Annotated in this window: 18 protein-coding genes, 2 tRNA genes, 1 pseudogene and 1 riboswitch; of the genes and pseudogenes, 9 read left to right on the forward strand and 12 right to left on the reverse strand. The window is 72.7% G+C overall.

The annotated features are described in order from the left end of the window. Positions 1-199: 199 nt before the first annotated feature. The 3 genes from treZ to glgX are packed head-to-tail and all read right to left on the reverse strand — an operon-like array spanning position 200 to position 6,647. Positions 200-1,954, reverse strand: a complete 1,755-nt coding sequence (gene treZ / locus IEY20_RS14565) for a malto-oligosyltrehalose trehalohydrolase (protein WP_175327465.1) — start codon at positions 1,952-1,954, stop codon at positions 200-202. Further along, positions 1,951-4,419 (reverse strand): malto-oligosyltrehalose synthase, encoded by a 2,469-nt coding sequence (gene treY / locus IEY20_RS14570; RefSeq protein WP_175327464.1) that lies wholly within the window; start codon positions 4,417-4,419, stop codon positions 1,951-1,953. The genes treZ and treY overlap by 4 nt, the downstream gene beginning before the upstream one ends. Then, positions 4,416-6,647 carry a glycogen debranching protein GlgX gene (gene glgX / locus IEY20_RS14575; protein ID WP_175327463.1) on the reverse strand — a complete coding sequence of 744 codons (2,232 nt, stop codon included), beginning with the start codon at positions 6,645-6,647 and terminating at the stop codon, positions 4,416-4,418. Before glgX ends, treY begins: the two co-directional genes overlap by 4 nt. A gap of 129 nt (positions 6,648-6,776) precedes the next feature. Between glgX and IEY20_RS14580 the strand changes: the two genes are divergently transcribed. The 5 genes from IEY20_RS14580 (at position 6,777) to IEY20_RS14600 (ending at position 10,889) form a co-directional block, all read left to right on the forward strand. Beyond that, entirely contained in the window at positions 6,777-7,100 is a 324-nt protein-coding gene (locus tag IEY20_RS14580) for a hypothetical protein (protein ID WP_022902415.1), read from the forward strand. Positions 7,101-7,198: 98 nt separating this feature from the next. Then, a riboswitch (TPP riboswitch) is annotated at positions 7,199-7,308 on the forward strand. Next, positions 7,303-7,950: an ECF transporter S component gene (locus tag IEY20_RS14585; RefSeq protein ID WP_188889259.1), complete on the forward strand. Its 648-nt coding sequence runs from the start codon at positions 7,303-7,305 to the stop codon at positions 7,948-7,950. (Overlaps the previous riboswitch by 6 nt.) Next, the gene (locus IEY20_RS14590; protein ID WP_188889266.1) at positions 7,947-9,485 is read left to right on the forward strand and encodes an ABC transporter ATP-binding protein; all 1,539 of its coding nucleotides are present in this window, start codon (positions 7,947-7,949) and stop codon (positions 9,483-9,485) included. Before IEY20_RS14585 ends, IEY20_RS14590 begins: the two co-directional genes overlap by 4 nt. Before the next feature lie 89 nt (positions 9,486-9,574). Further along, complete coding sequence (locus IEY20_RS14595; protein ID WP_229728079.1) at positions 9,575-10,303, forward strand: energy-coupling factor transporter transmembrane component T family protein; 729 nt, start codon at positions 9,575-9,577, stop codon at positions 10,301-10,303. Positions 10,304-10,409: 106 nt separating this feature from the next. Continuing rightward, on the forward strand, positions 10,410-10,889 hold the full coding sequence (locus IEY20_RS14600; protein WP_175327474.1) for a nucleoside/nucleotide kinase family protein: 480 nt from the start codon (positions 10,410-10,412) through the stop codon (positions 10,887-10,889). A 14-nt stretch (positions 10,890-10,903) separates the two neighbouring features. Here IEY20_RS14600 and IEY20_RS14605 read toward each other — a convergent pair whose 3' ends face one another. From IEY20_RS14605 to IEY20_RS14625, 5 genes are all read right to left on the reverse strand, one after another. Continuing rightward, positions 10,904-11,248, reverse strand: a complete 345-nt coding sequence (locus tag IEY20_RS14605) for a metallopeptidase family protein (protein ID WP_175327473.1) — start codon at positions 11,246-11,248, stop codon at positions 10,904-10,906. Between the two features lie 86 nt (positions 11,249-11,334). Next, a tRNA-His gene (locus IEY20_RS14610) sits at positions 11,335-11,410 on the reverse strand. A 75-nt stretch (positions 11,411-11,485) separates the two neighbouring features. Continuing rightward, the gene (gene orn, locus IEY20_RS14615; RefSeq protein ID WP_175327461.1) at positions 11,486-12,121 is read right to left on the reverse strand and encodes an oligoribonuclease; all 636 of its coding nucleotides are present in this window, start codon (positions 12,119-12,121) and stop codon (positions 11,486-11,488) included. A 90-nt stretch (positions 12,122-12,211) separates the two neighbouring features. Next, positions 12,212-13,450 (reverse strand): MFS transporter, encoded by a 1,239-nt coding sequence (locus IEY20_RS14620; RefSeq protein WP_188889268.1) that lies wholly within the window; start codon positions 13,448-13,450, stop codon positions 12,212-12,214. Next, the gene (locus IEY20_RS14625) at positions 13,447-13,893 is read right to left on the reverse strand and encodes a MarR family winged helix-turn-helix transcriptional regulator (RefSeq protein ID WP_022903704.1); all 447 of its coding nucleotides are present in this window, start codon (positions 13,891-13,893) and stop codon (positions 13,447-13,449) included. The genes IEY20_RS14620 and IEY20_RS14625 overlap by 4 nt, the downstream gene beginning before the upstream one ends. A gap of 61 nt (positions 13,894-13,954) precedes the next feature. On the opposite strand from IEY20_RS14625, the gene IEY20_RS14630 reads away from it, so the two are divergent. Further along, positions 13,955-14,245, forward strand: a complete 291-nt coding sequence (locus IEY20_RS14630) for a hypothetical protein (protein WP_022903705.1) — start codon at positions 13,955-13,957, stop codon at positions 14,243-14,245. 28 nt (positions 14,246-14,273) lie between these two features. Further along, positions 14,274-14,534: a thioredoxin domain-containing protein gene (locus IEY20_RS14635; protein ID WP_022903706.1), complete on the forward strand. Its 261-nt coding sequence runs from the start codon at positions 14,274-14,276 to the stop codon at positions 14,532-14,534. On the opposite strand, the gene IEY20_RS14640 is transcribed toward IEY20_RS14635, so the two are convergent. The 3 genes from IEY20_RS14640 to IEY20_RS14650 are packed head-to-tail and all read right to left on the reverse strand — an operon-like array spanning position 14,478 to position 17,535. After that, the gene (locus IEY20_RS14640) at positions 14,478-15,878 is read right to left on the reverse strand and encodes a DUF6716 putative glycosyltransferase (protein WP_175327459.1); all 1,401 of its coding nucleotides are present in this window, start codon (positions 15,876-15,878) and stop codon (positions 14,478-14,480) included. The genes IEY20_RS14635 and IEY20_RS14640 overlap by 57 nt on opposite strands. Further along, positions 15,875-16,747, reverse strand: coding sequence for an N-acetylneuraminate synthase family protein (locus IEY20_RS14645; RefSeq protein ID WP_175327458.1), 873 nt, complete (start codon positions 16,745-16,747; stop codon positions 15,875-15,877). The genes IEY20_RS14640 and IEY20_RS14645 overlap by 4 nt, the downstream gene beginning before the upstream one ends. Continuing rightward, on the reverse strand, positions 16,744-17,535 hold the full coding sequence (locus tag IEY20_RS14650; RefSeq protein ID WP_175327457.1) for an acylneuraminate cytidylyltransferase family protein: 792 nt from the start codon (positions 17,533-17,535) through the stop codon (positions 16,744-16,746). The genes IEY20_RS14645 and IEY20_RS14650 overlap by 4 nt, the downstream gene beginning before the upstream one ends. A gap of 110 nt (positions 17,536-17,645) precedes the next feature. Between IEY20_RS14650 and IEY20_RS14655 the strand changes: the two genes are divergently transcribed. After that, positions 17,646-18,206 carry a P-loop NTPase family protein gene (locus IEY20_RS14655; RefSeq protein ID WP_229728083.1) on the forward strand — a complete coding sequence of 187 codons (561 nt, stop codon included), beginning with the start codon at positions 17,646-17,648 and terminating at the stop codon, positions 18,204-18,206. A gap of 14 nt (positions 18,207-18,220) precedes the next feature. After that, a tRNA-Arg gene (locus tag IEY20_RS14660) sits at positions 18,221-18,293 on the forward strand. Positions 18,294-18,380: 87 nt separating this feature from the next. Here IEY20_RS14660 and IEY20_RS16965 read toward each other — a convergent pair. Further along, positions 18,381-19,094 (reverse strand): annotated as a pseudogene (locus tag IEY20_RS16965) (hypothetical protein); the annotation flags it as partial.

Below are 19,094 nucleotides of genomic sequence, written 5' to 3' on the forward strand. Positions count from 1 at the left end.
CCGCCGCCTGCGCGAGGCCCGGTCCCTGGTCCGCGACCACCACCGCCTGCCCTCCGTCCGCCGCAACGCCCACGTGGTCGAGGGGCGCGCGGCCTGACCACCCCTGCTGACCGTCCCCGGACACGCCACGGGCCCGACCTCTTCCGAGGTCGGGCCCGTGGCGTGTCCGGGCTGTCCGGGCTGTCCGGGCTGTCCGGGATCAGCGGACCACGACCACGCCCCGTCCGGTGAAGCGGACACCGCCCCGCTCGACGGTGGCCTCGCCGAAGCGGTAGAGCTCCTCGCCCTGCGCCGTCGGCACGGGCACCTCGGCGACGTCGTCGGCGAAGTTCACCACGACGTGCACCGGCGCCGCGTCCGGACCGAGCAGCCCGCGCGACAGCACGAGCCACCGTCGGTCCTCGCTGAGGTGCACCTCGTTCGCCTCGTACCGGTGGTCGACGAAGGCCTGCTCCGTGCGGCGGAGCGCGACGAGCACCCGGTAGGCCGTGAGGATCCGCGACTCCCGCTCACCGTCGAGCGACGACCAGTCGAGCTTCGACCGCCGGAACGTCTCGGGGTCCTGCGGGTCGGGCACGATCGACTCGTCCCAGCCGTGCTCCGCGAACTCCTTGATCCGACCCTCGGCGGTGACCTTGCCGAGCTCGGGTTCAGGGTGCGACGTGAAGAACTGCCACGGCGTCGCGGCCGCGAACTCCTCGCCCATGAAGAGCATCGGGGTGAACGGGCCGAGCAGCGTCAACGCGGCCGCGATGACGAGCGACTCGTCGTCGAGGGTGGCCGCCAGGCGGTCGCCGGCGGCGCGGTTGCCGATCTGGTCGTGGTTCTGGTTCGCGACGACGAGCGCGGTCGTGGGGGACGTCCCGCGGTCGATCGGCCGCCCGTGGCGCTTCTTCCGGAACGACGACCACGTGCCGTCGTGGAAGAAGCCGTGGTCGAGCACCTTCGCGAGCGCCGACAGCGGGGCGAAGTCGCCGTAGTAGCCGTTCGTCTCACCGGTCAGGGCCACGTGGACGGCGTGGTGGAAGTCGTCCGACCACTGCCCGGCGAGACCGTACCCGGCGGCTTCGCGCGGCCGGAACATGATCGGGTCGTTGAGGTCCGACTCGGCGATGAGCGACAGCGGCCGACCGACGAACGAGGAGTAGGCGTCCGTCTCCTCGGCCATGGCGGCGAGGACGTGCGGCCTCGTCGTGTCGCGGATCGCGTGCACGGCGTCGAGCCGGAGCCCGTCGACGTGGTGGTCGCGGAACCACATGCGGACGTTGTCGAGCACGTAGCGGCGGACCTCCGGGTGCTCGACGTTCACCGAGTCGCCCCAGGTGTTGCCGAGCCCCTGCAGCAGGTACGGCCCGTAGAGGGGCAGGTAGTTGCCGCTCGGCCCGAGGTGGTTGTAGACGACGTCCTGGATCACGCCGAGGCCGAGCGCGTGGGCCCGGTCGACGAAGCGGTCGTAGGCGTCCGGTCCGCCGTACGTGTGCTGCACCGCGTACCAGGCGACACCGTCGTAGCCCCAGTTCCACTCGCCGTTGAACCCGTTGACCGGGAGGACCTCGACGAACGACACGCCGAGCTCGACGAGGTGCTCGAGCCGGTCGGCCGCGGCGTCGAGGGTGCCCTCCGGCGTGAAGGTGCCGACGTGCATCTCGTAGATGACGCCTCCGCGTGCAGGCCGACCGGTCCAGGCGTCGTCCGTCCACGCGAAGCGCTCCGGGTCGACGACCTCGGACGGACCGTGGACGCCCTCCGGCTGGAAGCGGCTGCGCGGGTCGGGGCGGACCGCGTCGTCGTCGTCGATGCGGAAGCCGTAGCGGGCTCCGACGTGGGGGAGCACCGCGTCGGTGGTCCACCAGTCGTCGGCGCCACGGGTCAGCGGGTACTCGACGTCGTCGACGACGAGCCGGACCCGGTCGGGGTCCGGCGCCCAGACGGCGTATCGGGCGGGGACGGTCATGCGTGGCCTTCCAGGATCTCGACCTCGGCCTGCGCCTCGGACTCGGCTTCGTCGGCGGTCGTGCCACCGGACGTGGTGGGGGAGCCGTTGCGGGTCGAGCCCGCGGTGTCGGCTCCGGCGGACTCGCGCTCGGTCGCGTCGGCGACGGAGGCCGGCACGAGGAGGGCGACGGGGTAGTCGGCGAGCACCTCGGCGAGGGGGATGCCCCGGGACGCCGGGACGCGCCGCCCGGTCAGGAGGTCCACCCGCTCGACCGGAGCCGCGTGCACGAGCGTGTCGCCCCAACCGCCGACCCGCTCGAGGCCGATCGGCAGGCGGGTCGCGATGGTCACGGCGCCGCCGCGGTCGAAGGCGACGACGTGGTCCGCCGCGATGCCGCTGGCCTCGAGCCCGAGGTACCGCGTGAAGAGCTCCGGGTGGTCGCGCCGCAGCCGCAGTGCCCGGCTGGTGACGAGGACCTTCGCCGCACCGTCGAGCCCGACGGCGGGGAGTCGTTCCGGGCCGGCTTCCTCGGGCCCGTCGAGGGTCGCGAGCACGTGTCGCAGCTCGGCGTGGTCGACCGGACGTCGGTTGTCGGGGTCGACGAGCGACCGGTCCCAGGCCTCGGTGCCCTGGTAGACGTCGGGGACACCCGGCGCCGTCAGCTGGACGAGCTTCGCGCCGAGGCCGTTCGACCAGCCGGCGGCGTCGATCCGCTCGTCGAGGGCGTCGAGGACCGCGACCACCGCCGGGTCGTCGAACGCCGCGTCGACCAGGGCGTGCATGCGCTGCTCGAAGTCCTCGTCCGGTTGCGTCCACGTGGTGCTGTCGCCCGCCTCGCGGGAGGCCTTCTCGGCGTAGGCGTGCAGACGCTCCCGGCTGGCCGGGCGGGCGCCGACGATCGCCTGCCACAGCAGGTCGGCGAGGACCGCGTCCTCGAGCGGGGCGAGCGACTGCAGGCGTTCGAGGGTCGAGGACCACTCGTCGGCGATCTCGGCGAGCACGGCGATGCGGGCCCGGGTGTCCTCGCTGCGCTTGGTGTCGTGCGTGGTGAGCGCGGTCATGGTGTGCGGCCAGCTGCCGAGCCGGTCGCGCTGTGCCTGGTGGAACGCCGTCACGGACAGCGAGAACACGCTCGGGTCGCCGCCGACCTCGGTCAGGCTCGTCAGCCGCGAGGTCCGGTAGAACGCCGTGTCCTCGACACCCTTCGCCATCACCATGCCCGACGTCTGCTGCAGCCGGAGTGCCGCCGCCGAAACCGGGTCGACCAGGCTCGGCGCGATCCGGTCGACGACGTCGGCGAGGTCGGGCCGGGACCCGGCCGCCCGCTCGAGTGCGTCGATGAGGTGGTGTGCACCCTCGGGCAGGTAGGTCCGGTACACCTCGAAGGACGCGATGACCTCGGCCAGGGCGTCCACCACGCGGTCCTCGGGGATCCCGTCGGTGGACGGGGTGAGGAGTCGGGCGAGCCGCCGGACCTCGCTGCCGAGGATGCCGTCCGCGATGCCGCGGCGGGTGTCGTGTGTCAGCTGCTGCCAGTCCGCGGGCTCCGCACCCGACGCCGCCGCCAGTGCCTCGGCACCTGCGGGATCGACGAAGAGGCGGTCGAGCACGCCGAGCGCGTCGTAGCCCGTCGTGCCGTCGACCGGCCACGACGCCGGGAGCTCTTCGCCGGGCTCGAGGATCTTCTCGACGAGCGTGTAGGCGCCGCCGGTGAGCCGCGCGAGGTCGTCGAGGTAGCCCGCGGGGTCGTACAGGCCGTCCGGGTGGTCGATGCGGAGTCCGTCCACGAGGCCGTCGCGGAACCACCCGCCGATCACCCCGTGCGACGCCGAGAACACCTCGGGCTCCTCGACGCGGATCGCCGCGAGCGTGTTCACCGCGAAGAAGCGGCGGTAGTTCAGGTCGTGGTCGGCACGCTTCCAGTGCACGAACTCGTAGTGCTGCCGGGCGTGCACGTCGGCCACCGAGTCGCCGTCGTGGACCGTGCCCGGTGCGGTCGGGTACGCGGTCTCGCCGACGTACAGCCGGTCGCCGCGGAGCTCCACCGCGTCGAGCAGGCGGGCGTCGAGCACCGGGATGCGGATGCGGCCGTCGGCGGCGTCCCAGTCGACGTCGAACGCCCACGCGACCGGCGATCCCTGCCCCTGTTCGAGGAGCGACCACCACCACGGGTTCGCCTCGGGGGTGGCGACACCGACGTGGTTCGGGACGACGTCGACGAGCACCCCGAGACCGGCGGCGTGCGCTGCCTCGGCCAGGGCGCGGAAGGCGTCGTCCCCGCCGCGGTCGACGTCGACGCGGGTGTGGTCGACCACGTCGTAGCCGTGCTGCGAGCCCGGCTCCGCCTGGAGCACCGGCGACAGGTAGAGCCAATCGGCGCCGAGGTCGTGCACGTAGTCGACGATGCCCTCCGCCGCGGTGAGGTCGAAGTCCGGCGTGATCTGCAGCCGGTAGGTCGAGGTGGGGACGCGTCGGGCGTTCATCGGGTTCCTCCGTCGGACGGCGCGGGTGCGCCGGCAGGGTTCGCCGGGGTCACGGCGTCCTGCGTGGCTGTGGTGGTCGGCTGCACGGCGGTCACGTCGACCGGGGTGGTGCGGACCTCGTGGTCGGGTTCTTCGCGGAGGACGATCTTCGACCGAGCGGGGACGTCGAGCACCGAGCCGGCGTCGAGGACCTCCTCGCGGGCACCGGGGTCGGCGGTGTCGATGCGGACCGTCCAGCCCGGCGCGTACTCCTCGGGCGGCAGCGTGAACGAGACGACGCCGTCGTGCGCGTTGAAGTAGGTGATGAACGCGACGTCGCTCACCCGCTCCCCGCGGGCGTCGCGCCCGCGGATCCCGTCGCCGTTGAGGTACATGCCGACGCTCTTGCCGAAGCCGGAGTCCCAGTCCTCCGGGTCCATGGCCTCGCCCGAGGGAGTGAGCCACACGACGTCGGGGAGCGGTTCGCCCTCGCCACGACGGACCGGGCGCCCGTTGAAGTAGCGCGTACGGCGGAAGGTCGGGTGGTCGTGCCGGAGCTTCACCACGTCGGCGGTGAACTGCACGAGCTCGTCGTCGGCGTGCTCCCAGTCGATCCAGCTGATCGCCGAGTCCTGCGCGTACACGTTGTTGTTGCCGGACTGCGTGCGGCCGAGCTCGTCGCCGTGCGCGATCATCGGCACGCCCTGGCTGAGCAGGAGCGTCGCGAGGAAGTTGCGGCGCCGCTGGAGCCGCAGTGCGGTGATCTCCGGGTCGTCGGTCGGCCCCTCGACACCGGAGTTCCACGACCGGTTGTGGCTCTCGCCGTCGTTGTTGTCCTCGCCGTTCGCCTCGTTGTGCTTCTCGTTGTAGGCGACGAGGTCGTACAGCGTGAAGCCGTCGTGCGCGGTGATGAAGTTGATGCTCGCCTTGGGCGTGCGACCGTCGTGCTCGTAGAGGTCCGCCGACCCGGAGATGCGGGACGCGAACTCGCCGAGCGTCGACGGCTCGCCGCGCCAGAAGTCGCGGACGGTGTCGCGGTACTTGCCGTTCCACTCCGACCACTGCGGCGGGAAGTTGCCGACCTGGTAGCCGCCGGGGCCGACGTCCCACGGTTCCGCGATGAGCTTCACCTGGGACACGATCGGGTCCTGCTGGACCAGTTCGAAGAACGCCGCGAGCCGGTCCACCTCGTAGAACTCGCGGGCCAGCGCGGCCGCGAGGTCGAAGCGGAACCCGTCGACGTGCATCTCGGTCACCCAGTACCGCAGCGAGTCCATGATGAGCTGCAGCGAGTGCGGGTGGCCGACGTTGAGGGAGTTGCCCGTGCCGGTGGTGTCCATGTAGTACCGCTTGTCGTCCTCGACCAGGCGGTAGTACGCCGCGTTGTCGATCCCGCGGAAGGACAGCGTCGGACCGAGGTGGTTGCCCTCGGCGGTGTGGTTGTAGACGACGTCGAGGACGACCTCGATCCCGGCGCGGTGCAGTTCTCGGACCATCGCCTTGAACTCCTGCACCTGCTGACCGCGGTCACCCGAGGCCGAGTAGTGCGAGTGCGGCGCGAAGAACCCGATCGTGTTGTAGCCCCAGTAGTTCGACAGGCCCTTCTCCTGCAGGGTCGAGTCGTTCACGAACTGGTGCACCGGCATGAGTTCGAGCGTCGTCACGCCGAGCCGCTTCAGGTGTTCGATGACGGCCGGGTGCGCGACGCCGGCGTAGGTCCCGCGCTGCTCCTCCGGGACGTCCGGGTGGGTCTGGGTGAGGCCCTTGACGTGCGCCTCGTAGATCACCGTCTCGCCGTAGGGGACGCGCGGTGCGCGGTCGCCCTGCCAGTCGAAGAACGGGTTGATCACCACGCCCTTCATCATGTGCGGCGCGGAGTCCTGGTCGTCGGTGGAGTCCGGGTCGCCGAACGTGTACGAGAACAGCGCCTGGTCCCAGTCGATGTCGCCGCTCGTCGCCTTGGCGTACGGGTCGAGCAGGAGCTTCTTCGGGTTCGACCGCTGGCCGTTCGCCGGGTCGTACGCCCCGTGCACGCGGAAGCCGTACTCCTGCCCCGGGCCGACGTTCGGCAAGTAGGCGTGCCACACGTAGGCGTCCACCTCGACGAGGTCGACGCACTCCTCGTTGCCGTCGTCGTCGAACAGGCAGAGTTCGACGCGTTCCGCGGTCTCGCTGAACAGCGCGAAGTTCGTGCCACTGCCGTCGTATGTCGCGCCGAGCGGGTACGGGTTGCCGGGCCAGGTGTGCAAACGGTCCTCCAGGTGTGGGTGGCGCCAACATATCGGCGTGGCCTGCCCACGTCCGCAGACAAGCACCAGCCGTGCACGACCGAGTCGGATCGCCGACCTGTGGAGGAACCGCCGAGTAGCCTCGCGCGCATGGCCAACATCGTGAGTCAGATCGCAGACAAGGTGCGTCCCGTCGGGGTCAGCACGAACTACGGGGAGCCCGTCGAGGTCGGCGACCAGACGCTCATCCCGGTCTCCATCGCCTGGTTCGGCTTCGGCGGCGGCGGGGACGACGAGAACGGCGGCGGCGGCGGTGGCGGCGGCACGTCGATCCCGGTCGGCGCCTACGTGCGGCGTCCCGGCAAGGACCTCGAGTTCGAGCCGAACCTCGTCTCCCTGCTCGCGGTGAGCATCCCCGTGATCTGGGTGACCGGCACGGTCCTCCGCAAGCTGGTGCGCGTCCTCAAGAAGTAGCGGACGACTGCCGGGAGGCGCGTGGCGGCCCCGCCACGCGCCTCCCGGCTCTCACGCGCGCACCGCGCGCGGGTGACCCGCCGCGGGCAGTACACTGCTGGCACACACACGGGAGTCCGATCACCGGGCTGAGAGGGAGCGAACGGCGCTCCGACCGTCGAACCTGATCCGGATCATGCCGGCGCAGGGAGGAGTCACCACCATGCCTTCGCGCACCCAGTCAACCGTCCCCTCCGTCACGTCGACGCTGCCGGCCCCCAGGCGCTCCCTGCGTTGGCGGGTCGTCGACATCGTCGTCGCGAGCGTCCTCGCCGTCGCGCTCGGCGTCGTCTTCAAGCTCTGGGACCTCGGCTACGAACCGATCAGCGTCGCACTCGGGCTCGTGCTCCCCGGCGCGCAGTCGCTCATCGGCGGCGTCTGGCTGCTCGCCGGACCGGTCGTGGCGATCGTCGTCCGGAAGCCCGGCGCCGCGCTCTACGGGGAGATCGTCGCCGCGTCCGTCGAGGCGCTCCTCGGCACCCAGTGGGGCTGGGGCACCCTCGAGGCCGGCCTCGTGCAGGGGCTCGGCGCCGAGGTCGTCCTCGCGCTCTTCCTCTACCGCGTGTACCGGCTGCCCGTCGTCGCGCTCGCCGGTGCGGCCGCCGGTCTCGCGCTCGGCATCAACGACTCGATCCTCTGGTACCCCGGCTACGCCACGGCGTTCAAGGTGGTCTACATCGTCTGCGCCGTCGTCTCCGGTGCGCTGATCGCCGGCGTCGGCTCCTGGTTCCTCGTCCGGGCGCTCGCCCGGACCGGCGTGCTGTCGTCGTTCGCCGCCGGACGCGAGCACAGCCGGCGCGCCCGCGCGTGACCGGCTCCGCCCGCATCGCGTTCGCGGGCTGGGGCTGGCGGTACCCGGAACGATCCGAGTGGGCCGTCCGTGGCGTCGACCTCGTCGTCGAGCCCGGCGAACGGGTCGCGGTCGTCGGGCCGTCCGGCGCCGGCAAGTCGACGCTGCTCCGAGCCGTCGCCGCCGTACTGCCCGACGAACCCGACGCGACCGACGACACCGCCGCCGAGGTCGAGGGCACCCTGCTCGTCGACGGCGCCGACCCCCGCGACGCCCGCGGCCGGGTCGGCCTCGTCATGCAGGACCCCGAGGCGCACACGGTGATGTCGCGCATCGGCGACGACGTGGCCTTCGGCTGCGAGAACACCGGCGTCCCGCGCGACGAGACCTGGGAGCGGGTGCGATCAGCACTCGAGGTCGTCGGCCTCGACCTCCCGCTCGACCGGTCGACGGCCGAGCTCTCCGGCGGCCAGCGACAGCGGCTGGCGCTCGCCGGCGTGCTCGCGATGCGCCCCGGAGCACTCGTGCTCGACGAGCCCTGCGCCAACCTCGACCCGGCCGGCGTCGAGCAGGTCCACGACGCCGTCCATGCCCTGCTCGAGGCGACCGGTGCCACGCTGCTCGTCGTCGAGCACCGCATCGGCACGTGGCTCGACCTCGTGGACCGGCTCGTGCTGCTCGAACCCGGGGGCGGGGTCGTCGCGGACGGTGCCCCCGCCGCGGTGCTCGCCGAGCACGGCGATGCCCTGACGGCGGCCGGCGTCTGGGTCCCCGGCGCCGAGCCCGCGCGGGGGAGCGCCCGGACCGGCCGCGACTCGCCCGACGACATCGTGCGGCTCGACCCCGTGCTGCCCCGGACCGTGCTGCTCGAGGCCGTCGGGCTCGGCACCGCCCGTGGCCGCGGACGCGGTGGTCGCCGTGTCGGCACCGGCATCGACCTCGCCGTCCGGGGCGGGAGCGTCACCGCCGTGACCGGTCCGAACGGCGTCGGGAAGTCCACGCTCGGCCTCACCCTCGCCGGCCTGCTCCGGCCCGCCGACGGGGTCCTCCGCGCCACACCGGCACTCGCCGGGCAGGCGGGACCGAGCCCGCACGCCTGGACGAGCCGCGCCCTCGCCGCCCGGGTCGGCACGGTCTTCCAGGACCCCGAGCACCAGTTCGTCGCCCGCACGGTCCGCGACGAGCTCGCCGCCGGACCCCGCGCGCTCGGACAGGACGACGTCGACGGGCGGGTCGGGGAACTGCTCGACGCGTTCCGGCTCGCACCACTCGCGGACGCCGACCCGTTCACGCTGTCCGGCGGGGAGCAGCGACGCCTCGCGATCGCCGCCGTGGTCGCGGCCCGCCCGCCGGTCGTCGTGCTCGACGAGCCCACGTCCGGTCAGGACCGCGCGACGTGGGAGTCGGTCGTGCGGCACCTCGGCGCGCTCGCCGACGCCGGGACCGCGATCGTCGCGATCACCCACGACCGTGACCTCGTCCGGGCGCTCGACGCCGACGAGGTCGTGCTCACCGCGACGGGCGCAGCCCCGGCGCCCATCGGGGGTGCGCGGTGACCGCCCCGGCGGCCGCGGACGCGCGGCGGACGCCACCCGCGCCTCCCGGCCGTCACCTGCCGCCGCCCGCCCCCCGCGGCCTCCGCGGTGTGCAGCCCGTCGCCGCGCTCCTCGGCGTGCTCGCCCTCGGGGTGTGCCTCGTGCTGAGCCTCGACGTCGTGTCCGCGGCCGTCGCCCTCGGCCTCGAGGTCGCGCTGCTGCCGGTGCTGCGCATCCCGGTGCGCACGGTGCTGCTGCGGACCGCCCCGGTGCTCGTCGCCGTCCCCGTCACGACGCTGAGCATCGCACTGTACGGGCGGCCGTCCGGCCGCGAGTGGTTCGACCTCGGCTTCGCGCACGTCACCGACGGCTCCCTGGTGCTCGCGGTCGCCACCGGGCTGCGTGTGCTCGCGATCGGGCTGCCCGGCATTGTGCTCTTCGTCCGGGCGGACCCGACCGACCTCGCGGACGGCCTCGCCCAGGTGCTGCGGCTGCCGGCCCGGTTCGTGCTCGGCGCGCTCGCGGCGGTGCGGATGATGACGCTCCTCGGCGACGACTGGCGGCAGCTCGCGATGGCGCGGCGGGCGCGCGGGCTCGCCGACACGGGTCGGATCCGTCGTGGCGCGTCGATGGCGTTCTCCCTGCTCGTGCTCGCGCTCCGGCGTGCGACGACGCTGGCGGTGGCGATGGAGTCGCGGGGGTTCGGGGCGCCCGGTCGCCGCACCTGGGCGCGTCCGGCCCGCTTCGCCGGCCCCGAGTGGGCGATGGTCGGGGTGCTCGCCGGCATCGGCGTGGTCGCCATCGCGGTGTCGGTCGCGGCGGGGACGTGGCGTGTCTGAGGGCGACGGCCGGGAGGCGCGGGGTGCGTCCGCAGCGCCGGCTCCGATCGCGGGTGAGGACGCGGGTGCGGGTCCTGTGGCGGCACTCGCTGCTCGTGCCCGGGCCGTGGCTCGGCCGGAGGCGCGGCTCGTGGTGCTGGTCGACGGGCGGTCCGGCACCGGGAAGACGACGCTCGGCGGTGCCCTCGCCGAGCAGCTCGGCGCGCAGCTCGTCCACCTCGACGACCTCTACCCGGGGTGGGACGGACTCCGGGACGCGGCGGACGCCGTCGTGCGGGACGTCCTGGGAGCGCCGTCCGGCTACCGGCGCTGGGACTGGGAGGCCTCGGAGCCCGCGGGGTGGGTGTCGCTGCACCCGGACCTGCCGATCGTGGTCGAGGGGTGCGGAGCGCTCTCCCGGGCGTCGGCGCCGATGGCGACCCTGCGCGTCTGGCTCGAGGCGGACGACGACGAGCGGCGACGCCGGGCGATCGGGCGCGACGGCGCGGTGTTCGAGCAGGAGTGGGAGCGGTGGGCGGCGCAGGAGATCGCGTTCATCGCCGCCGAGGACCCGGCCGCGCTGGCGGACGTGACCGTCCGGACCTGAGCAGTTCGGGGCGGTCAGGCCCAGCCGAGTTCGTGCAGCCGCTCGTCGTCGATGCCGTAGTAGTGGCCGATCTCGTGCACGAGGGTCGTGTGCACCTCGTCGCGGAGCTCCTCCACGGTGTCGCACTCCGCGAGGTGCGCCTCCCGGAACACGACGATGCGGTCCGGGAGCTCGCCGAAGCCGTACTGTCCCCGCTCGGTCGCGGCGACCCCGTCGTAGACGCCGAACAGGTCGGAGCCGTCTTCGGGGGCGTCCTCGACGACGAAGGCCACGTTGTCGAGGCCGTCGAGCATGTCGTCCGGCAGGCGGTCGAGCTCGTCGCTGACGAGCTGCTCGAAGTCATCGGGGGACATCTCCATCACGGGGTCGATGGTCCCACACCGGGGTCGGGCGGTGGCCCCGGAGATGCGAAGAGCCCCGGTCACACGACCGGGGCTCTTCCACGTGGGGTGAGTAACGGGTCTCGAACCCGCGACCTCCTAGACCACAACCAGGCGCTCTACCAACTGAGCTATACCCACCACGTCCACACCGGCTGACCAGCGCGACCACTCAATAGTAGTACATGCGCGGCCCCGGTCCGACCACGCGTGTCGTCACTCGGCGGACTGGGCGAGCCGGGGTTCCCACGTCGCCACGACCTCGGCCTGGACGGCACGGACGTCCTCGGTCGAGGGCCCCGGTTCGGCGACGAACCCGGCGCGGCGGTAGTACTCGAGTTCGCGGATCGACTCGAGGATGTCGGCGAGGGCGCGGTGGCCGCCGTGCTTCTCCGGCTCGTTGAAGTACACACGCGGGAACCAGCGCCGGCAGAGCTCCTTGATGCTCGACACGTCGACGCTGCGGTAGTGGAGGTGGTTGTCGACCCGCGGCATGTACTTCGCGAGGAAGGCGCGGTCGGTGCCGATCGTGTTGCCGGCCAGGGGAGCGGACCCCTCGCTCGGGACGTGGGCGAGGATGTACTCGAGCACCTGGTACTCGGCGTCCGCCAGGCTCACGCCGTGCGGGATCTCCTCGAGCAGGCCCGAGGTCGTGTGCATGTTCGTCACGAACTCGTTCATGTTGTCGAGCGCGGACTGGTCCGGCTTGATGACGATGTCGAACCCGGGGTGCACGGGGACGAGGTCGAAGTCGGTGATCACCACGGCCACCTCGACGAGTTCGTCGACCGCGAGGTCGAGCCCGGTCATCTCGCAGTCGATCCAGACGAGGCGGTCGTTCGCAGTGGCCATGTCCCCGATCCTATTCCCGCGCACGGACGGCCCCGCCACACGGGGTGGCGGGGCCGTCGCAGTTGTCGCGCCGGAGGTCGGGGCGGTGTGTCAGACCATCTCGCCGGCGGTGACGGCCTCGGCTTCGACCGGTGCCGACTCGGGTCCGTCGTCGACCCGGGCCAGTACCCGGGTCGTGAGGACCACGACCACGAAGGCGACCGCGACGGAGGCCCCGGCGAAGACGTACGCGGCGGAGGGTACGAACTCGTCGGCCAGCAGCGTCGCGACGGGCGGGGCGATCGCGCCCCCGATGAAGCGCACGGCGGAGTAGGCGCTCGACGCCACGGAACGCGGGAGGTCGGTCGCCTCCATCACGCACTCGGTGAGCACCGTGTGCAGGACGCCGAGCACGAGCCCGCCGACGATGACGCAGATGATGAGCCCGACCTGCGACGACACGACCACGGCCGCGGCGAAGAGGTCGAGCGCGAGCAGGGGGAGTGCGATCTTGAGCACGGTGGTGCGACGGAGCCGTGCGGTGAGCATCGGTGCGACCCAGACCGAGGTGATCGCGAGGCCGACGCCCCACCCGAAGAAGGTGAAGCCGATGCCGAGTGCGCCGAACCCGAGCGGGAAGGGCGTGTACGCCAGCAGGACGAAGAAGCCGATGTTGTAGAACAGCGCGGTGACGGCGAGGGCGGCCAGCGCGGGGCGACCGAGCGCGCGGAACGGGGCGGAGAGCTTCGTCGGGGTGGGCTTCTCGAGCCTGGAGGTCTTCAGCAGCGTCACGATCGCGATGAACGCGATGGCCATGAGGGTGGTGACGCCGAAGAAGGGTCCTCGCCAGCTCACGTTCCCGAGCAGTCCGCCGACGAGCGGGCCGATCGCGATGCCGAGCCCGAGCGCCGCCTCGTAGAGGATGATCGCGGACGCGGTGCCGCCCGAGGCCGCTCCGACGATGGTCGCGAGTGCGGTGGAGATGAAGAGCGCGTTGCCGAGGCCCCAGCCGGCGCGGAAGTCGATGATGCTCCACACGCTGTTCGAGGTCGCGGCGAGGACGGAGAAGAGCACGATGAGCGCGAGGCCGATGAGCAGCGTGTTCTTCGGTCCGATGCGGCTCGACACCCAGCTGGTGAAGAACATCGCGACGCCGGTCACCGCCAGGTAGCTCGTGAAGAGCAGCTCCGTCTGCGCGGCGGTCGCCTTGAGGGACGACGCGATCGCGGGGAGGATCGGGTCGACGAGGCCGATGCCCATGAAGGCGACGACGCAGGCGAAGGCGATGGCCCAGACCGCGGAGGACTGCTTGAGGATGCTGCCGGAGGCGGCGGGGGCGTGGGCGTTCACGCGGTGATCTCCGTTCGTGTGGTGGTGGCGCTGCGGGCGGCGATGATGGCGGCGGCTTCGTGGAGTGCGTCCCACTCGTCGTCGGTGAGGTCGGCGAAGAGCGGGCCGACGGTGCGGGTGAGCGTGGCGCGCCAGGCGACGAGGCGGTCGCGGCCGGCGTCGGTGATGGTGATCAGCTGCCCGCGGGAGTCGTCGGGGTCGACCGTCCGCGACACGAGGCCGTCGTCGAGCATGCTGGCGACGAGTCTCGTCATCGTGGGCTGGGCGACCCGGGACGCGGTGGCGAGCTCGCCGAGGCGGAGCGGCTGGTCGGTCTCGAGGATGCCGAGCGTCCGCCACACCGCGGGCGAGGTCGTGTTGCCGGTCTCGCGGACCGCGGCGCGGATCAGGCGGTTGACGGAGACCAGGAGCGTCTCGACCGTCTGCTCACGGGATGTTTCCATAGCAGAACTATATAGCACTGCTATGGATCAGTCAACAGGTGGGTCCTGGTAGAAGGGACGCATGAGTGACATCACGATCTCCGAGGGCGCCGAGTACACCGCGATCTTCCACGGCGGCCCGTTCGACGGCACGACCGACACCCGCACCGCGACGAGCGACGCGCTGGACGACGAGATCACCGTGTACGCCGACGTCGAGGGGCTGCAGACGGCCTTCGCCTACCGCCTCACCAAGGCCCGCCAGGTGCTCGACCAGACCTCGGCCGAGTACACCTTCGACCCCCAGGACTCCGACCCCGTCGACGACCTGCAAGAGCGCGGTGACCGCTCCGGCGAGTTCGACCGGGAGTAGACCGGCGACGCGCGGCGTTGTCCCCGCCGTGCGACTCGACCTCTGGACCTCCGCGTTCTGCGCCCCGTGCGGCGCAGCCCGACGTGTCGCCGCCGACGCGGCGGCGCTCGTGCCCGGCCTGACGGTCGCGGAACGGGACGTCGCGGTCCACCCCGACGACGCCGAACACCTCGGCATCCGGTCGACGCCCACGATCATCGTGCGGCGCGACGACGGTGCCGAGGTGTTCCGCTCAGCCGGCGTCCCGACGCGCGACCAACTGCTGGTCGCCGTCGCGAAGGCCCTCTAGCCCGGCGGTCGGCGGGGTCGGCCTGGAGGCACGCATCACCTTCCTGACGAGCTGTTTCGCCCGGCGGACGGGCGTCCCGATCACGAGTGCCACGAGCCCGAGCACCGAACGGTCGTCCCGACCGAGCGCCGTCTTGCGCTCCCAGGCGCGTCGCAGTGCGCCGCCGCGGCTCCGACGCGCGGCCGGCCGGTCCGTCAGGGTGCCGGCGTCGCGCTGGCGCATGAGCTCCTCCACCCGTGCCGCCCAGTCGTCCTCCGCAGCTGGGTGGAAGTAGTTGTCGCGCAGCCACTCCGGGCGCACGGTCCGGAACCGCCCGGCGACGAGGTCCGACGCGTCACCGGGGAGGCCGCTGCCCACGAAGACCTCGTTGATGAGCTGCGGCGCGACCCCGAAGTCCGTCAGGGTGAGGGCCGGCACGCCCGCGCTCACCGCTTCGAGGACGGCCGTCGAGCTCACCGTGACCAGTGCCACGGCGCGCGCGAGGTGCTCGGCCATCGGACCCGTCTCCACGACGAGGTTCGACGGGGCGTCCGACGGCACGAGGTCCGGGTACGGGTACTGCTCACGGTGCGTCTGGTGCTCACCGGCAGCCGCCCGTGTCTTGATCACCACGCGCCACTCCGGGTGCGCCCGGGCGGTGTCCGCGAGCCAGTGCACGATCCGGGCACGATCCGCGGGGTCTGTCGGCACGCTCGGCTGCGCGGCGAAGACGACGGCGTCCCGCGTCGCCCCGTTCGCCGTGGGACGGACCTGTCCGGGGCGCGCCGGCCGCGCGAAGGGGAGGGTGGCCAGCGCGAAGGCGGGTTCGAGGCCGCCGGCACGGGAGAGCTCCTCGTACGCACGGACCTCGCGGTGGCTGTGCAGGACGAAGAGGTCGGCGCGGGCGCGGAAGAAGATGCCCTTCCACTTCGCCGGGAACGAGATGCCCGGCAGTCCCGTGACGAGCACCGGCCGGTTCGGCACCCGCCGGTGGACCTGGTCGATCACGAGCTCCGCCACCGGGCCGATGAGCGAGACGAGTACGGCGTCCGGCGGGTCGGCACGGAGCCGGTCGACGATCGCGTCCACCGTGGTCGTGGCCGGCGGCTGGGCGGCGGCGCCGGCCAGCCGGCCGTCGAGACCGCGGAAGGCCGAGCGCAGCTGCCCGGTGCTCGCAGACCTCGGGGTCGTGACCGTCACGAGTTCGAGGTCCCAGCCCTCGGGGCTGCTCGCGAGCAGGTGCGCACCCCACTTCGCGAACGAGTCGGTGTCGACCAGGCCGACCACGCGACGGACGCGGGTCGGCGGCGCGGGGGCGGGTCGTGCCTCCAGGCCGACCGTCGAGGCGTCCGCCGACGTCGTCACGCGACCACGCGGCGGAGCTTGGCGAGGGGCGCCTCCTCGCCGGGGAAGACCCGCTTCACGCCGTCGCCGAGCGCGGTCTCGATGATGCGGACGTCACGGGCGAGCGTCGCGAGGCCGTGCGGCTCGAGCGAGGCCGCGTGGTCGGAGCCCCACATGGTGCGGTCGAGCGTGATGTGGCGCTCCACCGCTGTGGCTCCGAGCGCGACCGCAGCGATCGAGATCTGGAGGCCCGGCTCGTGGCCGGAGTACCCGACCGGCACGCCCGCGTAGCGCTGCGCGAGGGTGTCGATCATGCGGAGGTTCGCCTCCTCCGGGGGCAGCGGGTACGTCGAGGTGGCGTGCATGAGCACGAGGCGCTCGGTGCCGAGCGCGGCGACGGCCCGGTCGATCTGCTCGAGGGTGGACATGCCGGTCGACAGGATGACCGGCTTGCCCGTCGCCGCGACGGCGGACAGGAGCTCGAGGTCGGTCACGGACGCCGACGCGATCTTGTACGCGACGACGTTCAGGTCCTCCAGGAAGTCGACCGACGGGACGTCCCACGGCGACGCGAACCAGTCGAGACCGCGCAGCGTGGCGTGGTCGCCGATCTCGATGTACTGCTCCCGGTCGAACTCGACCCGGTAGCGGTAGTCGAGGTACGTCATGTCGCCCCACGGCGTCGACCGGGGCATCTGCTTCATGTGCTCGGGCGTGGAGATCTCGGGCGTGCGCTTCTGGAACTTCACGGCCTGCAGGCCGGTGTCCGCCGCGACGTCGATGAGGCGCTTCGCGATGTCGACGTCGCCGTTGTGGTTCAGGCCGATCTCGCCGATGAGGTACGCGGGGTGGCCCGCGCCGATCGTGGACGTGCCGATGCTGACGGTCATGGTGCTCCGTTCGGTGCAGGGACGGGGGTCGGGGACCGGTGTTCCGCGGCGTGGTCGGCCGGGGCGCCGGTGGCGGGGAGCGCGCTGGCGCCGGTGGCGGGGAGCGCGCGGCTCAGCGCCTCGGCGGTCGCCAGGTCCGTGGCGTCGTCGATGTCCACGGCCGTCGCCGCGTCGACCACTGCGAGCTCGGTCCGGCCGAAGAAACGGTGCCGGTGCTGGCGGAGGCCGTCGACCCGGAGGACGTAGAAGGCGCCTGTCTCCCGGAACTCCGGTACGCGGTCCTGGCGGCGAGGTCGCACGGCGGCGTCGTGGTTCACAGCCACAGCTCGGCCGTCCGCGTCGACCCGCCAGAGGAAGGCGTGCGACGGAGCAGCGGCGAAGACCGAGTCCGCGGCGCCGGACAGGACCCGGTCGACGGCGGCGTCGAGATCCGCCGGGTCGGTGAAGGGTGAGGTCGCCTGCAGGAACACCAGGACTTCGGGGACCTCGTCGTGGATCTGCTCGAGCACGTCGAGGACGTGCAGCAGCGCCGACTCGCTCGACGCCGTGTCCCCGGCGAGGTCAGCGGGACGGTGGAGGACACGGGCCCCGGCCGCCCGGGCTTCGTCGGCGATGTCCGGGCCGTCGGTCGACACCACCACGGAGTCGATCGACCGTGCGGCGACCGCGGCCGCGACGGCGCGCGCGACGAGGCTCCGACCACCGACGGTGCGGAGGTTCTTGCCGGGGATGCCCTTCGAGCCGGCACGTGCGGGCACGACGGCGAGGACTCGGCCGAGGGAGCTCATGTGCCGGAAGCTACGGAGAGTCGGTGTCGCGGAGGCGAACACGAGGGAGCCACCAGTGGAAGTGCACAGGAAGTGCCGGGTGGCGCACGACGGGCGGCTAGTGTCGTCCGGTGCTCTCCGTCGACGACCTCCTCGACCCCGCTCCGCGTCGGGTCCTCGTGGCCGGGGTGTCCGGCGTCGGGAAGACGACCACCGCCCGGCGGATCGCGGAGGTCCTCGGGATCCGGCACACCGAGATCGACGCCCTCTTCCACGGGCCCGGGTGGGAGCCGCGGCCGACGTTCGTCGAGGACGTCGACCGCTTCACCCGCGAGGACTCGTGGATCACCGAGTGGCTGTACGGCCCGGTCCGGCCGATGCTCGCCGAGCGGGCGGACACCCTGGTGTGGGTGGACCTGCCGACCCGGGTGATGCTCCGGCGACTGCTGCGGCGGACCCTCCGACGGCGACTCGGTCGGGAGGAGCTGTGGAACGGGAACGTCGAGCCGCCGCTGTGGACGTTCTTCACGGACCGCGGGCACATCCTGCGGTGGGGGATCTCGACCCGCAACGCGATGCGGGAGCAGGTACCGGCGCTGGAAGGGTCCGCCCCGCACCTGCGCATCGTCCACCTCCGGTCGCAGCACGAGGTCGACGCGTTCGTCGAGCGACTGGCACGCCCCGCGGTCTAGAATCGTCGCCGTCCGCCTCCGTAGCTCAGTGGATAGAGCAGGTGGTTTCTACCCTCCGTGTCGCGGGTTCGATTCCTGCCGGGGGCACCGACGACGAAGGCCGCCACCCTCACGAGGTGGCGGCCTTCACGCGTCGGTGCGGTCTGCGTCGGCGCTGTGCGCGGGTGCGCCGCGTCAGTCGTCGTCGTCGGACGAGCGGCGGCGGATCTCGTTGGCGCTGATCGGCTGCGTGTACGGCGCCTCGTCCGTCTCGTGCGCGTCGGCCGGTTCAGCCGCAGCGCCGTCGAGCCGCGTCGACACCGACTTCGTGCTCGGCGTGGACACGGTCGCCGCGGGGCGGTTGACGTGGGCCTCGGCGGCGGTCGGACGTGCGACGGGCGGCGGCACCTCGCGGTCGCGCTGGCCCGGGCGGGCGGCGTCGTCGACGACGTCGGTCTCGTCGTCGTCGGTCCCGCGGTCGGCGGACGTCGCGGGAGTGGAAGCCGGTCGGGAGGACGGCGAGCCGAGCGTGGGGCGGACCGGGGCCGCACCGGACCGGCCCGGGACGTCGCTGTTCGGGCCGGGCACGTCGCCGTAGGGGCGGGTCAGACCGTCGCCGAGCGGGGTCGTCGCGGCGGTGGCGCCCGTGGATGCGGCGGTCCGTGCCCATGCCGGGGCACTGGACGTCGCGGGGGCCGGTGCGTCGTCGGTGCGCGCTGCGCCCGTGCGCGCCGGGGCCGACCCGGGCGTGCCGGTGCCAGCGGGCGCCGGCGTGCCGCCGGCCGCTCCGGCGTCGACAGTGCCGGCCTGGGCGGCGTTGCCGGTGCTGGCTTGGGCGGCGTTGCCGGTGCTGGCCTGGGCGGACCCGGCGCCGGCCGCAGCGGACGCCGTGCCTCCCGACCGGTCCGG

Source organism: Curtobacterium luteum, from assembly GCF_014646995.1.
Lineage (GTDB): Bacteria > Actinomycetota > Actinomycetes > Actinomycetales > Microbacteriaceae > Curtobacterium > Curtobacterium luteum.